The sequence below is a fragment of the Lysinibacillus sp. VIII_CA genome (genome assembly GCF_049943995.1).
Lineage (GTDB): Bacteria > Bacillota > Bacilli > Bacillales_A > Planococcaceae > Lysinibacillus > Lysinibacillus pinottii.
Genome location: NZ_JBNFXM010000005.1, coordinates 246,084 through 260,285, shown reverse-complemented (window position 1 = coordinate 260,285; position 14,202 = coordinate 246,084). Strand labels below are relative to the sequence as shown.

The following is a 14,202-nucleotide window of genomic DNA, read 5'->3' as shown; positions in this document are numbered from 1 at the left end:
CGTTCCCATACCGAACACGGAAGTTAAGCTCTTTAGCGCCGATGGTAGTTGGGGGCTTCCCCCTGTGAGAGTAGGACATCGCTAGGCGCAAAAAGTCGCTACTGATACACTCAGTAGTGGCTTTTTTTTTGTTTAAAATTCTAAAAAGTAAAAGGAGGCATTTCATTCAAAGAAAATGCCTCCTTACTATATTTAGACAGTTGCTGCTCGTAGTTCGATACGACGAATTTTCCCAGATGTTGTTTTTGGTAACTCATCGATAAAGACAATACTACGAGGATATTTATAAGGCGCAGTCAGTGCTTTTACATGCTCCTGTAGCTCCTTAATTAATTCTTCTTCATTGTGTTCCTTATAGCCATCTCGTAAGATTACATAGGCTTTGACAATATGCCCTCTAATTTCATCTGGAGCAGCCACAACTGCGCACTCTTGTACAGCATCATGCTTGTTTAAGGCATCTTCTACTTCAAAGGGACCAATAGTGTAACCAGATGAGATAATTATATCGTCGCCTCGACCTTCAAACCAAAAATAACCATCTTCATCACATTTCGCTTGATCACCAGTAATGTACCATTCACCACGGAATGCCGCTTGTGTGCGTTCAGGCTCCCGATAATACTCTTTAAACAACGCTGGCGATGATTTGTGTATGGCAATATCTCCAACCTCGCCAACAGGTGCCTCATTTCCTTCATTGTCGATAATACGTACAATATTACCTGGAGTTGGGACACCCATGGAACCAGGACGTAACTCTGTGTTTTCCAGAGTACCAATGAGTAATGTATTTTCTGTTTGACCATAACCATCGCGGACTTTTAGATCAAAGTGATTCTTAAATGTTTCAATGACTGGTCGATTTAATGGTTCACCAGCAGAGACAGCACTACGCAGAGAGGATAGATTATAGTCTTTTAAATTCTCAAGCTTCGCCATGATACGATATTCAGTTGGAGTGCAGCAGAGAACATTAATTTTTTCATCCTGCAACAGGCGAAGATATGTTTTTGCATCAAACCCACCATGATAAACAAAGGCTGTAGCCCCCAACATAATGGTGGATAGGAAAGGACTCCAAATCCATTTTTGCCAACCTGGAGCAGCAGTAGCCCATACTAAGTCTCCTTCACGTACACAAAGCCACTGTGCAGCCGCTGTTCGAATATGCGCGTAGCCCCAACCATGAGAATGAACGACACCCTTAGGCTTACCTGTTGTTCCAGAAGTATAAGAAAGGAACGCCATGTCATCGCGTTTAGTAGCAACAGCAGTAAATGTATTTGGTTGCGAGCTAGCCAATTCATCTAAAGAAGACCAATCTCCTGTAGCTGTGCCAATGACCATTTTGTTTTTTAAAGTATTGACAGAAGAAGAGATTTTATCTACTTCACTAGTAAATGCTTCATAGGCGATCACAGCACTAGCAGAAGAATGCTCCATACGATACTCTAAATCACTTGCGCGCAACATTTCTGAGCATGAAATAGGAACAATACCCGCTTTTAAACAGCCTAGGAAAACAAAATAGGCCTCTGGTAGGCGAGGAATAATAACTAATACACGATCTCCTTTTTGAAGCCCCTTCTTCGTAAAGGCATTAGCGTATTGATTCATTTTTTGAACAAGCTCTACGTAAGTAACTGTTTGCCTCTCTTGTTGTGTATTTAACCAACGTATAGCTTGGCGTTCACTATCTTGCGAAAATTTTTCTAATTCCTCTGTAATGTTATAAACATCCGGTGCAATTAAATCCTTTATTACCATTTGAACATTCCTCCCCCTGAAATGATAGAAAATTCGTAAAACTATTTTCATTTTAACAATTGCAATAATATACAGCAAGAATATTTAATACACAAAATAGAAATATTAGATTTAATAGAGAACTATTTTGCTTTCTAAGTTATATTTAAGAAGGCCTCGACAAAAAATATAAAATTTTTCACAAATGTGTTGCATTATTTAGAATGCTTGCTATAATAATAAATGTACTTAAGAGGTTGTCTAAGACATACGAATAGTATTGTTCCGAAGTAGCTCAGTTGGTAGTAGCACCTGACTGTTAATCAGGTTGTCGCAGGTTCGAGTCCTGCCTTCGGAGCCATTTTTTTGCTCATTTTTAAGATGGTTTTATACATAAAAAAATTGTAGAAAAGTGTTGCAAGAATGTAGAAATAATGTTATTATAATTATTGTCTTGTTTGAGACGTACATATGGCCCCTTGGTCAAGTGGTTAAGACACCGCCCTTTCACGGCGGTAACACGGGTTCGAATCCCGTAGGGGTCACCATTCATTTTTATACCCAGATGGAGGATTAGCTCAGCTGGGAGAGCATCTGCCTTACAAGCAGAGGGTCGGCGGTTCGAGCCCGTCATCCTCCACCATTATTATTGTGTTATTTCGGAGGGGTAGCGAAGTGGCTAAACGCGGCGGACTGTAAATCCGCTCCTTAGGGTTCGGCGGTTCGAATCCGTCCCCCTCCACCAGTTTTATAAATGATTGGGGTATAGCCAAGCGGTAAGGCAACGGATTTTGATTCCGTCATGCCTAGGTTCGAATCCTAGTACCCCAGCCATTTTTCTTTTATGAGCCATTAGCTCAGTTGGTAGAGCATCTGACTTTTAATCAGAGGGTCGAAGGTTCGAGTCCTTCATGGCTCACTTTTATAGAATAAAATATATTCAAAAGTGATATAATAAATACAGATAACTAATCTCTTGCTGAAAACAGTAGGAGATTTTTTTATGTTGATTTATAATGAATAAATATGCGTTTTTTTGTTGGGTTGAGCCAATTGGTAAGTAGGCTTTACAATAGTCTTATAACTTTTAGGGGGTATAAAAACATGAATAAACTTAATATTTCTATTATTGGAGTACCAACAGATTACGGACAAACACGTCGAGGCGTAGATATGGGACCAAGTGCTATTCGTTATGCAGGCGTTGTTGAACGTTTAACAAGTATTGGACACGAGGTACAAGATCAAGGGGATATTCGTGTAAGTCAAAAGCAAGCAAATGCAGCAGTAGACGAAAAGTTATTAAATTTAGAGGAAGTTGTCGAAGTTAGTACAGCTTTGGCTAATAGTGTACATGAAGTAGTCGAACAAAAAAAATTCCCACTTGTATTTGGTGGAGACCATAGTATTGCTATTGGTACACTTGCAGGATTAGGAGAACATTATAAAAATCTAGGTGTTATTTGGTATGATGCACATGCAGATTTAAATACACCTGAAACTACACCTTCTGGCAATATACATGGAATGCCTTTAGCAGTTAGTATTGGACTTGGGCATGAACGTTTAGTTCAAATTCGTAATAGTGTGCCGAAAATTAAGCCAGAAAACGTTATTATCATCGGAGCTCGCTCTGTAGATCCTGGTGAGCGTGACTTGATTCGTGAACAAGGAATTAAAGTGTACACAATGCATGAAATTGATCGACTTGGCATGACGCGTGTTATGGAAGATGCACTTGCCTATTTAAAAGAGCGTAATGTTGATGGATTGCACCTATCGCTTGATTTAGATGGACTTGACCCTCTTTATACACCAGGGGTTGGAACACCAGTGCCAGGTGGAATTACGTATCGTGAAAGTCATTTAGCAATGGAAATGCTACAAGAGTCTGGAATGTTAACCTCTGCGGAGTTTGTAGAAGTGAATCCGATATTAGATGAGAAAAATACAACGGCAAATGTAGCTGTTGCTTTAATGGGCTCTTTATTTGGAGAAACGTTAGTTTAAACAAAAATATTCAAAAAATTGCCTGTCGCCACATTGCATAAAAATCTTTTGCTATAATTGAAATAAAACGAAACTTTTCTTATCGATGGGTCGTATAGTATAAGACAGTTGTAAAGGTGGAGAAGTCAACACAATGGATGCGTTAGTAAATAAGAGAATAAAACAAGTGCTTAAAGGCGATCAAAACGCATTTGCCGATATTGTGAGTCTCTATCAGCACAAACTGTACCAAGTATGCTATCGAATGTTAGGTAACAAACAAGAATCTGAAGATATTGCTCAGGAAGCTTTTGTTCGGGCATATATGAATTTGCATACTTTTGATCAGAAAAGAAAGTTTTCGACGTGGCTTTATCGCATTGCGACAAACCTCTGTATAGATCGTATTCGGAAAAAGAAACCGGATTATTATTTAGATGCAGAAGTAGCTGGTACAGAAGGGCTTGATATGTATTCACAAATCGCAGCAGATGACCAGCTACCAGAGGAGCAGTTAGAGCAAATGGAGCTGCAAGATCGCATTCAATACGAAATTGGACGTTTGCCGGATAAATACCGTTCGGTTATAGTATTGAAATATATAGAAGAGTTATCGTTGCAAGAGATTAGCGAGATTTTAGATATGCCACTTGGAACGGTGAAAACGAGAATTCACCGCGGACGTGAGGCATTACGTAAGCAGTTAAACAATCTGTAGGAGGGGGAGCGTCATGAATACTTGTCCAGAGCATATTATTGATTATATGCATGATTATTTAGACGGTGACATTAGTCGTGAGCATGAGCAAGAGTTAAAGCAACACTTGCATACATGTAATGATTGTAAACAGTTGATGCATGAATTGAGTGAAACAATCGCCTTTGTGAAGAGTGCTTCCCATATTACAGCGCCTCCGGATTTTGAAGCAGCAGTAATGGCTCGTTTACCAAAACCGAAAAGTCGAGTAGGTATACAAAAATGGATACACCGACATCCATTTTTTGTGGCAGCAGCAGTATTTTGTTTATTTATGAGTGCTACCTTGCTAGGAAGCTTTATGGATGACCAGCATTTCTCTGTGACCAAGCAGCCCAATTTAGTTGTAGATGGTCAAACGGTTATCGTACCCGCAGGGGAAGTTGTAAAGGGCGATATTGTGGTGAAAAATGGCGATTTGGTTGTTGAAGGAGAAGTTGATGGTAACGTCACAGTCATAAACGGGCAATACATGGCATCTTCAGCGGTAGTTTCAGGGAGAATTGAAGAAATTGACGAAGTATTTGAATGGTTATGGTATACGATTAAAAACTCTGTAAAAACAGCCATGACATTTGATGAAAAAGAAGAAACTAAATAACACTCTATACGTCCTAAAAAATAGTGCACGTGAGAGGCTGAAAGGTCTACTCTTCTGAGTAGACTTTTTATTTGAAAAAAGTTACATTTGATAAGAATGTGCTATACTTGAATGTGTATGGATTCGTAATGAAAAGTGGGGGATGCCACGTGCAAATTATTGAACATTTCACAGATTTAACGCCTGTGAATATTGTTATTAACTTCATCGATGTACTGCTCGTTTGGTACGTTGTTTATAAGGTCTTAACCCTCATTAAAGGTACGAAGGCTGTCCAATTACTTAAGGGAATTTTCGTCATTATTATTGCACGAATTGCAACAGACCTTTTAGGGTTACAAACGTTAGGCTGGATGCTACAGCAGGTCATTGAATTTGGTTTCTTGGCGATTATTATTATTTTCCAACCTGAAATCAGACGAGGCTTAGAACAAATTGGTAGAGGGAAGCTTTTCCAACGTTCATCTAGTCAAGAAGACGAGGAGCAAACAAGGCTTATAGAGGCTATGAAAAAATCTGTAAGTTATATGGCTAAACGTCGAATAGGTGCGTTAATTTCAATTGAAAAAGAAACAGGTCTTAACGAATATATTGAAACAGGCATAGGTCTAAATGCTGAAATTTCTTCAGAATTGCTCATTAATATCTTTATACCGAATACGCCATTACATGATGGGGCGGTAATTATGCAAAGAGATAAAGTTACAGCAGCAGCTTGCTATTTACCTCTATCTGAAAGTCCATTTATTTCAAAAGAGTTAGGGACACGCCACCGTGCTGCACTTGGCTTAAGTGAAGTGACGGATGCGATAACTATCGTTGTCTCAGAAGAAACAGGAGCCATTAGTATTACGTTGAATGGCAATCTCCATCGTAATCTTTCTCTAGAGGAGTTCGAGACACTATTACGAAAAATGTGGTTCGGATCAGCACAAGAGTCAAATGCAGCCTCTAAGTTAACTTGGAGGGGGAAAAAGAATGGATAAAATGATGGATAGTCCTTGGGTACTAAGAATCATCGCGCTATTTTTAGCATTTTTGCTTTTTTTCTCAGTTCGTACCGAGCTTTCGCCAATCAATACAACAACTACCACTGAACAGACTGATATTATTCGTGATGTACCAGTAGATGTTTATTATGATAATGAGAATCTGATTGTAACAGGATTACCTGAAACAGTAGATGTGAAGATAAAAGGACCAATGCCTGTAGTTATAAAAACAAGGGCAACAAAGGATTTCTCAGTATTCGTTGATTTAAGTAATCTATTGATTGGCGAGCATGATGTTAAGCTACAATACGAAAATATTTCTGATAAGTTAAAGGTTACATTAGACCCTGCAACTATTCATGTAAATATTGAGGAAAAGGTCACGAAGGAGTTCCGAGTAGACCCAGAAATGAATACTCGACTAATCGAAGAAGGGTATATTTTAAAGGATATGGTAGCCGATCCACCGACTGTTTACGTGACAGGGGCAAAAAGTGCTATTGAAAGCATCAGCTATGTAAAAGCCACTGTTGCTGGAGAGCCAGGCTTGAAGCAATCATTCTCTCAGGACGCGGCAGTAAAAGTATTAGATCGAGATTTAAATAAGCTTGATGTAACAATTGAACCTGATACCGTTAATGTTCAAGTAGATATTGGGGAGTATAGCCGAGAACTCCCAGTTGTTATTAGAGAAACAGGGCAAGCCTCGGATGATATTACAATCAATTCTTTAACATTTACGCAAAAAATGATTAAAGTATATGGCAGAAAATCGATTATTGATGGTTTAACAGAAATTCCAATTGTAGTAGATTTGTCAAAAATTACTGAATCAAAAACTTATGAGTTTGATGTAAAATTACCAGATGGTGTGACAAAAATATCTGATAAGAAAATAAAAGTGAAGGCAGATATTACAAAAGTAGAGAAAGAAGAAGAGCAGAAAACACCGGCTTCTACAGAGGAAACGCCACCCCCTACTGAGGAAACTGATGTGAAGGATGATAGTACTACGACTGATAAAAATACGCCAACTGAAGAAACGGAAGATATTGATTCTTAAACAATATCTGACTATAATTTTATTTTGATTCTAAATCAAAAATTTAACTGGAGTTTGGTTTGGTGGGTAGATCGCAATATATTCACCAAACAAACTAACTGAGTGGATTACGAAAAATTACCAATGAATGAACAAAAGCAGACTTTTCCAAAAGTAAGCGGACAAGTGTCTATGATGAATGTGACACAGTCTTGCATTGAAGGAGAGAATAAGTAGAATGGGTAAATATTTTGGAACAGATGGCGTCCGTGGCGTCGCCAATAGTGAACTAACACCGGAATTTGCATTTAAACTTGGCCGTATAGGTGGCTATGTTTTAACGAAAGATGCAACTGACCGTCCTAAGGTTTTAATTGGTCGTGACACACGTATTTCAGGCGAGATGCTGGAAGGTGCACTTGTTGCTGGTCTTTTATCAATTGGGGTAGAGGTAATGCGCCTTGGAATTATTTCAACACCAGGTGTTGCATACCTTACTCGTATTATGAGCGCAGATGCAGGCGTCATGATTTCAGCTTCGCATAACCCAGTAGCTGACAACGGCATTAAATTCTTCGGCCCAGATGGCTTTAAGCTAACAGATGCACAAGAAGAGGAAATAGAAATTTTACTTGATGCTCAAGAGGATACATTACCACGTCCAATTGGGGCAGATTTAGGATCTGTAAGTGACTATTTCGAAGGCGGACAAAAGTACATTCAATACTTAAAACAAACAGTGGATGAAGAATTTGATGGTATCCATGTAGCATTAGACTGTGCACATGGTGCTACCTCATCATTAGCGACGCATCTTTTTGCGGACCTAGAGGCTGACATTTCTACAATGGGTTCTTCTCCAAATGGTTTAAATATTAATGATGGTGTAGGTTCAACTCACCCAGAGGGACTAGCTAAATTTGTATTAGAAAAGGATGCAGATGTGGGTCTAGCGTTTGATGGAGACGGTGACCGTTTAATTGCTGTAGATGAAAACGGTAAAATTGTTGACGGCGATCAAATTATGTTTATTATTGGCAAGTATTTAAATGCAGTTGGTCGTTTAAAGAAGCAAACTATTGTGTCAACCGTTATGAGCAATATGGGCTTCTATAAGGCAGTAGAAGATAACGGTATGCAAAGCATACAAACTGCAGTAGGGGATCGTTATGTCGTAGAGGAAATGCGTGCTAATGATTACAATTTAGGTGGCGAGCAATCAGGGCATATTGTTTTCTTAGATTTTAATACAACGGGCGATGGTCTACTAACAGGTATTCAGCTTGTCAACATTATGAAAGCGACAGGTAAGAAGCTGTCAGAGCTTGCTGCCGAGATGAAAATCTATCCTCAGCGTCTTGTCAATGTTCGTGTAACAGACAAGCATGCGGTGACTGAAAATACGAAAGTGGCCGCTGTGATTGCAGAGGTAGAAGCTGAAATGGCAGGGAATGGTCGTGTTTTAGTACGTCCTTCAGGTACTGAGCCGCTTGTTCGTGTAATGGTGGAAGCTGCTACTGAAACAGCTTGTGAGCGTTTTGTTGAGCGTATTGCAGATGTTGTGCGTGCAGAAATGGGCTTAACAGACAAGTAAATATAAACTTAACTCGATTTCCGTTTTTAGGAGGTCGAGTTTTTCTTGTTTGAAAAAGGATGTTTTAAATAGCAAAGATGGGGAACAGTAAAAAGGAGTCACAATAACAAGGAGTGTTTGATGGATATGGCTAAAATTGCTACAGTTATTACCGATATGTTCGAGGATAGTGAATTTACAAGTCCTAAAGAAGCCTTAGAAGCGGCTGGACATCAGCTAGTAACAATTGATACAGAGGCAGGAAAAGAGGTAAAAGGGAAACATGGGGAAACAGTAAAAATTGATAAAGGCATTGATGATGTAAAAGCGACTGATTTTGATGCACTGTTTATACCTGGTGGTTTTTCTCCAGATATCTTACGCGCCGATGATCGTGTAGTGGCGTTTGTAAAATCCTTTATGGATGATATGAAACCAACCTTTGCCATTTGTCATGGACCGCAGCTGCTAATTACGGCAAAAACACTAAATGGTCGTGACGCTACAGGTTATAAATCCATTCAAGTAGATTTAGAAAACGCAGGGGCAAAATTCCACGATGAGGAAGTATTCGTCTGCCAAAAGCAACTCGTGACAAGTAGAACACCAGATGACCTACCTGCCTTTAATAGAGAAATAGTAAATTTATTAGCTAGTAAATAACAAAAAGGCACAAGCAGCTTTTGCTTGTGCCTTTTGTTTCTTTTGTATAATGCGCTGGGCACATTTGTTGTTTGACCAAGATCAATGTGTATTCTGGCGATACCCTTAAAGCCCGTACTCGTAAGTTGCGTGACAACTTCATATCCATAAATTTCGTCACGACTAATGATTTCTAATACGATTCCTGCCTGCCTTTAAGCATTTTCTTCAGATTCTCCACCAAATCACCCCCACTAACAAAACAATCCGTACTAAGTAATGCTAAGTAGTGTGTTTTTCAAGGTTTTTCTAGCACTAGCAATTGTTTGTCTACATATTTGTCACGAAAAAGCAAGGGTACTAGGTATTTTTTATAACGAAAGTTTGACGGATAGCATATGATTGAGTATGATGGAGAAGTTGAAGACGAGGTCCGACCTTGTTCTTGAACGAACGCAAAAGGAGGAAAGAGAGCGTAAAATCGGAAAACAATTATAGCGCCTGAGCTGAAGAAATTGGACGAAAAGAATCTTCAGCAGACGAGGTGGAGGTTTATCGAAAATTCGGCGGATACCTCCCGATCGACATACCCGATTGTCATTTTTCATTTTGAAAGCATTTGAGTGATTGAATGTACAGGAAATGGAGAAGGTATCGTAAAGCAATAGATGAATAGAAGAAAACTTCACATATCGAATGCTCCATTCAGATGGCTGAATGAGTTCATTGCATGTACGAAAGTGCTTTATTTTATTTAAAATAAAGTTTGCTTGTCCATTCAAAAAATTCGGTAGATGAGGTCTACTTTGTCATTGCGTTAAATTGACAATATCGGAGGACGAGAATTTATGTGTGGAATTGTAGGATATATTGGTGAATCAGATGCAAAGGAAATTTTATTAAAAGGTTTAGAAAAGCTAGAATATCGTGGTTATGATTCAGCGGGCATTGCAGTCCGTAATGAAGAAGGCGTAACGGTTTTTAAAGAAAAAGGACGTATCGCAGACTTACGAGAAGCGGTAGATGAAGATGTTGCTGCGAAAATTGGTATTGGTCATACACGTTGGGCTACACATGGAGTACCAAATCGTTTAAATGCTCATCCGCATCAAAGTGCATCAGGGCGTTTTACGCTTGTGCATAATGGGGTAATTGAAAACTATCATCTATTACAAAAAACATACTTAAAAGGTATTCCAATGAAATCTGATACAGATACAGAGGTTATCGTGCAATTAGTAGAGTTGTTTGTAAAAGAAGGTTTAAGCACAGCAGATGCTTTCCGTAAAACGTTATCTTTACTACATGGTTCATATGCGCTTGCACTATTAGATGCAGAAGCCGCTGATACAATCTTTGTAGCGAAAAATAAATCTCCACTTTTAGTTGGAATTGGTGAAGACTTCAATGTTGTTGCTTCGGATGCAATGGCTATGCTGCAAGTGACAGACCAATATGTAGAGCTACACGACAAAGAGGTTGTAATTGTACAAAAGGCTAGCGTTGAAATTACAAAACTAGATGGTTCTGTAGTGGAACGTGCACCATATACAGCAGAGCTTGATATGAGCGACATTGAAAAGGGAACATATCCTCATTATATGTTAAAAGAAATGGATGAGCAGCCTACAGTCATACGCAAAATTATTCAAGCGTATGAGGGTGATAATGGCGATCTAACAATTGATACCGAAATTTTAGAAGCATTGCGAGCTGCAGATCGTTTATATATTATTGCGGCGGGCACAAGCTATCATGCAGGGCTCATTGGTAAACAATATTTTGAAAAAATGGCTGGTATCCCAGTAGAAGTTCATATTTCTAGTGAATTCGGCTATAATATTCCATTACTTTCAAAAAGACCTTTATTTATCTTTATTACACAATCAGGGGAAACAGCAGACAGCCGTCAGGTTCTAGTAAAAATTAAAGAGCTTGGCTACCCAACATTAACAATTACAAATGTACCTGGCTCAACACTATCACGTGAAGCTGATCACACGTTGTTATTACATGCGGGTCCAGAAATAGCTGTAGCTTCTACAAAAGCATATGTGGCGCAAGTAGCAGTCCTTGCTCTAGCAGCCTATGTAACAGCAAAAGCAAATGGCACCGGCTTAGAATTTGATTTAAAACAAGAGCTTGCGATTGCCGCAAACGGTATCCAAACAATTATTGACTCAAAAGATGTATTAGAAGACATCGCAGAAGACTACTTAAAAATCGCGCGTAATGCATTCTTTATTGGTCGTAATATGGACTTCTACGTGAGCCTTGAAGGGGCCTTAAAACTAAAGGAAATCTCTTATATCCAAGCAGAAGGCTTTGCTGGCGGTGAGCTTAAACACGGAACAATTGCTTTAATTGAAGAAGGAACACCAGTGTTTGCACTTGTTACACAAGCATCAGTTGGGCTAAACATCCGTGGTAATGTGAAAGAAGTTGCTGCACGTGGTGCATATCCATGTATTATCGCGATGGCTGGTATTGATGAGGATGGCGACCGATTAGTCATTCCGCATGTTCACGAATACCTAACGCCACTTGTATCGGTAGTGCCATTACAGTTAATCAGCTACTATGCAGCACTCCACCGTCGTTGTGATGTGGATAAACCACGTAACTTAGCTAAATCGGTGACAGTTGAATAATTGAGTTTTATGCTAGAAGTGTGTTTGTAGTTTTATAAAAAAATTTGATCATTTAAAACAAAGTTCGATAATTTATATTAAAGTTTGATTAAACATCCTGTGTTGATATGCAGGATGTTTTTTGTATAGATAAGATTGTGAAGAATTGTAGGTTTTCAAATTATATAAAGGGAATTTTTTAAAGATTAACATTTCTGTTATTCTTTTTTTCTTTTGTGATAGATTTATCGTATTCATTTCGTATTACATAGTAGGTACCAATATTCATTGAGCGGGGTGAACAATTGAAAATTACAGAGAACAATGTTGTACAACACATACAGAAAAAAAATGAAAAAGCAATTCCTTTTATTATTAATCAGTATGGTGGTTTACTTACAGCGATCATTAAACGTCATTTAAATTACCAGCAGCAAGATTATGAAGAATGCCTTGATGATGTTTTATTATCGATATGGAATAATATTCATTCCTTTGATCCTAAGAAAAATTCATTCAAACAATGGATTGCAGCGATTGCAAAGTATAAAGCAATTGATTATCAAAGAAGACAAATTACCATACAAAATCAGCAATTTTCAGTTTCAGAAATTGATGAATCTATGGTAAAGGCAAAACAACCATTAGAAGAAAACTGCGTTGAGGAACTCCTTGAGCAATTGTCAGCTAGTGAACGGAAAATCTTTGAAAAATACTATTTAGAAGGAACCACTTCAAGTGAAATAGCAAAAGAATTTGATGCGAAAGAGTCTTGGGTTTATAACAAGCTTTCCAGAGGACGTAAAAAGCTTAAAAGTTTTTTAGTTCAAAAAATGAAGTGTGAGGAGTGAGAATATGTCTATTTATAAAGATTTAAATGATATGAATATTGATTTGGAACATTATGAAGAACAAGACCTTACAAACTTCGAGAAAAAGAAATGGGAAAAGCGTATATTAAAAAAAATAAGTAAAGAAAAGCCATCTCACGTAAAGATATATTTAGGAGTTACAGCATCTGTAGCAATGATTTTTAGTTTGATTATTGTCACGGGTTTAATTTCACCAACGATGGCGGCGGCGATGAAAGAAGTGCCTTTATTATCATCTGTTTTTAAATTTACAAGGGATCTTGGTCTACACGCCGCGGATGAAAAGGGGCTCTCAACAAAATTGAATACAAGCGTTACGCATGAAGGCTTTACATTAAATGTAACAGAAGTAGTGTATGATGGTACACGTGTTGCAATTGGGATTGAAGGCCATCATAAAGAAGGTGAAAATTCAAAAGAAAGTTTATCAGATCAAATGAGTAATATTGAATTTTCACTAAATGGTGAACCACTGAATCACACTAATTATAGTGGTGTTTATATGCAACCAAGTAAGGATAATAATTCCGCAGTTCTTGAATTTGCAGATTTGGAAAATCAAGATGGAAGACCTTTCCAAAAGAAGTTTAATTTGACATTATCCACTACAATAACTGGGATTTCTGAACCTTTTAAAATGGATATTCCAGTGAGGGATATAGGTAACTATATAAACCTACAGCCTAATATAAGTAGAAAATACAAAAATAATCAGTTTACTATTGAACAAATTATACTAACTCCCATAACAACTAGTATTACAACAAGAATAGCCTTGCTTGATAAATCAACTTCTGTAGATTTCCGGGAAGGAATACGTATCGAAGTTTATGATGAACAAGGGCGTGAACTAAAACTAATTAATGGCAATGGTGGCCGTGAGACAAATAAAGGAAATAGCGATTTCATCATGGATTTACGTGTTCATCCATTTGAAACCTTACCAAAAGCTATTACAATTAAACCGTATATTCATCTTTATGACTTTGAGGGATCATACCAACTGGATGAAAACGGTGATCCGAAGATTCAATACATTCCAGAACTAGAAATAACAATACCAATTAACTCAAAAGAATAAAAAACTTCAAACTATCTTTTCACCTCAAAATAATAAGTACCAAGTAGTGCTCCGTTAGATTTAAAAGCTTTAACTTGAGCAGTTCCTGTATTTATCATAATAGTTTTATTACCAACAAGACGTACAACATTATTTCCATACAAAACTAACCAATGAGTACCTTGTATAGCGTATTCAGAGCTATAAGCGATTTTAGGAATAAGCCCATATTTTAGTTATTCCATTAAAGGACGCGTTTATTTAGGAACGCGTCTTTTTCTTTTAAAGGGCCATT

Annotated in this window: 11 protein-coding genes, 6 tRNA genes and 1 rRNA gene; 17 read left to right on the top strand and 1 reads right to left on the bottom strand. The window is 38.0% G+C overall.

Annotated features, from left to right (window positions below):
- A 5S ribosomal RNA gene (gene rrf, locus ACP3VS_RS10165) occupies positions 1–87 on the top strand; the annotation flags it as partial.
- A 105-nt stretch (positions 88–192) separates the two neighbouring features.
- Here rrf and mbcS read toward each other — a convergent pair.
- Entirely contained in the window at positions 193–1,770 is a 1,578-nt protein-coding gene (gene mbcS / locus ACP3VS_RS10160) for an acyl-CoA synthetase MbcS (RefSeq protein WP_012296038.1), read from the bottom strand.
- Between the two features lie 263 nt (positions 1,771–2,033).
- Here mbcS and ACP3VS_RS10155 point away from each other — a divergent pair.
- From ACP3VS_RS10155 to ACP3VS_RS10080, 16 genes are all read left to right on the top strand, one after another.
- A tRNA-Asn gene (locus tag ACP3VS_RS10155) sits at positions 2,034–2,110 on the top strand.
- Between the two features lie 112 nt (positions 2,111–2,222).
- Positions 2,223–2,297: transfer RNA gene (locus ACP3VS_RS10150), tRNA-Glu, on the top strand.
- A gap of 19 nt (positions 2,298–2,316) precedes the next feature.
- Positions 2,317–2,392: transfer RNA gene (locus ACP3VS_RS10145), tRNA-Val, on the top strand.
- 18 nt (positions 2,393–2,410) lie between these two features.
- Positions 2,411–2,494: transfer RNA gene (locus tag ACP3VS_RS10140), tRNA-Tyr, on the top strand.
- Between the two features lie 14 nt (positions 2,495–2,508).
- Positions 2,509–2,583: transfer RNA gene (locus tag ACP3VS_RS10135), tRNA-Gln, on the top strand.
- Between the two features lie 12 nt (positions 2,584–2,595).
- Positions 2,596–2,668: transfer RNA gene (locus ACP3VS_RS10130), tRNA-Lys, on the top strand.
- Positions 2,669–2,853: 185 nt separating this feature from the next.
- On the top strand, positions 2,854–3,759 hold the full coding sequence (gene rocF, locus ACP3VS_RS10125) for an arginase (protein WP_012296037.1): 906 nt from the start codon (positions 2,854–2,856) through the stop codon (positions 3,757–3,759).
- A gap of 133 nt (positions 3,760–3,892) precedes the next feature.
- Positions 3,893–4,456 (top strand): RNA polymerase sigma factor SigW, encoded by a 564-nt coding sequence (gene sigW, locus ACP3VS_RS10120; protein WP_004225410.1) that lies wholly within the window; start codon positions 3,893–3,895, stop codon positions 4,454–4,456.
- Between the two features lie 13 nt (positions 4,457–4,469).
- On the top strand, positions 4,470–5,096 hold the full coding sequence (locus tag ACP3VS_RS10115; protein WP_426388599.1) for an anti-sigma factor family protein: 627 nt from the start codon (positions 4,470–4,472) through the stop codon (positions 5,094–5,096).
- A 149-nt stretch (positions 5,097–5,245) separates the two neighbouring features.
- The gene (gene cdaA, locus ACP3VS_RS10110) at positions 5,246–6,082 is read left to right on the top strand and encodes a diadenylate cyclase CdaA (RefSeq protein ID WP_012296035.1); all 837 of its coding nucleotides are present in this window, start codon (positions 5,246–5,248) and stop codon (positions 6,080–6,082) included.
- A complete protein-coding gene (locus ACP3VS_RS10105; protein ID WP_012296034.1) occupies positions 6,075–7,151 on the top strand; it encodes a CdaR family protein in 1,077 nt (358 codons plus the stop codon). The genes cdaA and ACP3VS_RS10105 overlap by 8 nt, the downstream gene beginning before the upstream one ends.
- A gap of 217 nt (positions 7,152–7,368) precedes the next feature.
- Positions 7,369–8,724: a phosphoglucosamine mutase gene (glmM, locus tag ACP3VS_RS10100; protein ID WP_426388598.1), complete on the top strand. Its 1,356-nt coding sequence runs from the start codon at positions 7,369–7,371 to the stop codon at positions 8,722–8,724.
- A gap of 126 nt (positions 8,725–8,850) precedes the next feature.
- Positions 8,851–9,366: a type 1 glutamine amidotransferase domain-containing protein gene (locus tag ACP3VS_RS10095; protein ID WP_031416704.1), complete on the top strand. Its 516-nt coding sequence runs from the start codon at positions 8,851–8,853 to the stop codon at positions 9,364–9,366.
- An 827-nt stretch (positions 9,367–10,193) separates the two neighbouring features.
- On the top strand, positions 10,194–11,996 hold the full coding sequence (gene glmS, locus ACP3VS_RS10090; RefSeq protein WP_426388597.1) for a glutamine--fructose-6-phosphate transaminase (isomerizing): 1,803 nt from the start codon (positions 10,194–10,196) through the stop codon (positions 11,994–11,996).
- A 284-nt stretch (positions 11,997–12,280) separates the two neighbouring features.
- Positions 12,281–12,826, top strand: coding sequence for a sigma-70 family RNA polymerase sigma factor (locus tag ACP3VS_RS10085; RefSeq protein ID WP_099805422.1), 546 nt, complete (start codon positions 12,281–12,283; stop codon positions 12,824–12,826).
- A gap of 4 nt (positions 12,827–12,830) precedes the next feature.
- Positions 12,831–13,928: a DUF4179 domain-containing protein gene (locus tag ACP3VS_RS10080; RefSeq protein ID WP_426388596.1), complete on the top strand. Its 1,098-nt coding sequence runs from the start codon at positions 12,831–12,833 to the stop codon at positions 13,926–13,928.
- The last annotated feature ends 274 nt before the right edge of the window (positions 13,929–14,202 follow it).

Coding starts and splice junctions, on each gene's coding strand:
- mbcS (WP_012296038.1), bottom strand. CDS start 1,770: ATGGTAATAAAGGATTTAATTGCACCGGATGTTTATAACATTACAGAG.
- rocF (WP_012296037.1), top strand. CDS start 2,854: ATGAATAAACTTAATATTTCTATTATTGGAGTACCAACAGATTACGGA.
- sigW (WP_004225410.1), top strand. CDS start 3,893: ATGGATGCGTTAGTAAATAAGAGAATAAAACAAGTGCTTAAAGGCGAT.
- ACP3VS_RS10115 (WP_426388599.1), top strand. CDS start 4,470: ATGAATACTTGTCCAGAGCATATTATTGATTATATGCATGATTATTTA.
- ACP3VS_RS10105 (WP_012296034.1), top strand. CDS start 6,075: ATGGATAAAATGATGGATAGTCCTTGGGTACTAAGAATCATCGCGCTA.
- glmM (WP_426388598.1), top strand. CDS start 7,369: ATGGGTAAATATTTTGGAACAGATGGCGTCCGTGGCGTCGCCAATAGT.
- ACP3VS_RS10095 (WP_031416704.1), top strand. CDS start 8,851: ATGGCTAAAATTGCTACAGTTATTACCGATATGTTCGAGGATAGTGAA.
- glmS (WP_426388597.1), top strand. CDS start 10,194: ATGTGTGGAATTGTAGGATATATTGGTGAATCAGATGCAAAGGAAATT.
- ACP3VS_RS10080 (WP_426388596.1), top strand. CDS start 12,831: ATGTCTATTTATAAAGATTTAAATGATATGAATATTGATTTGGAACAT.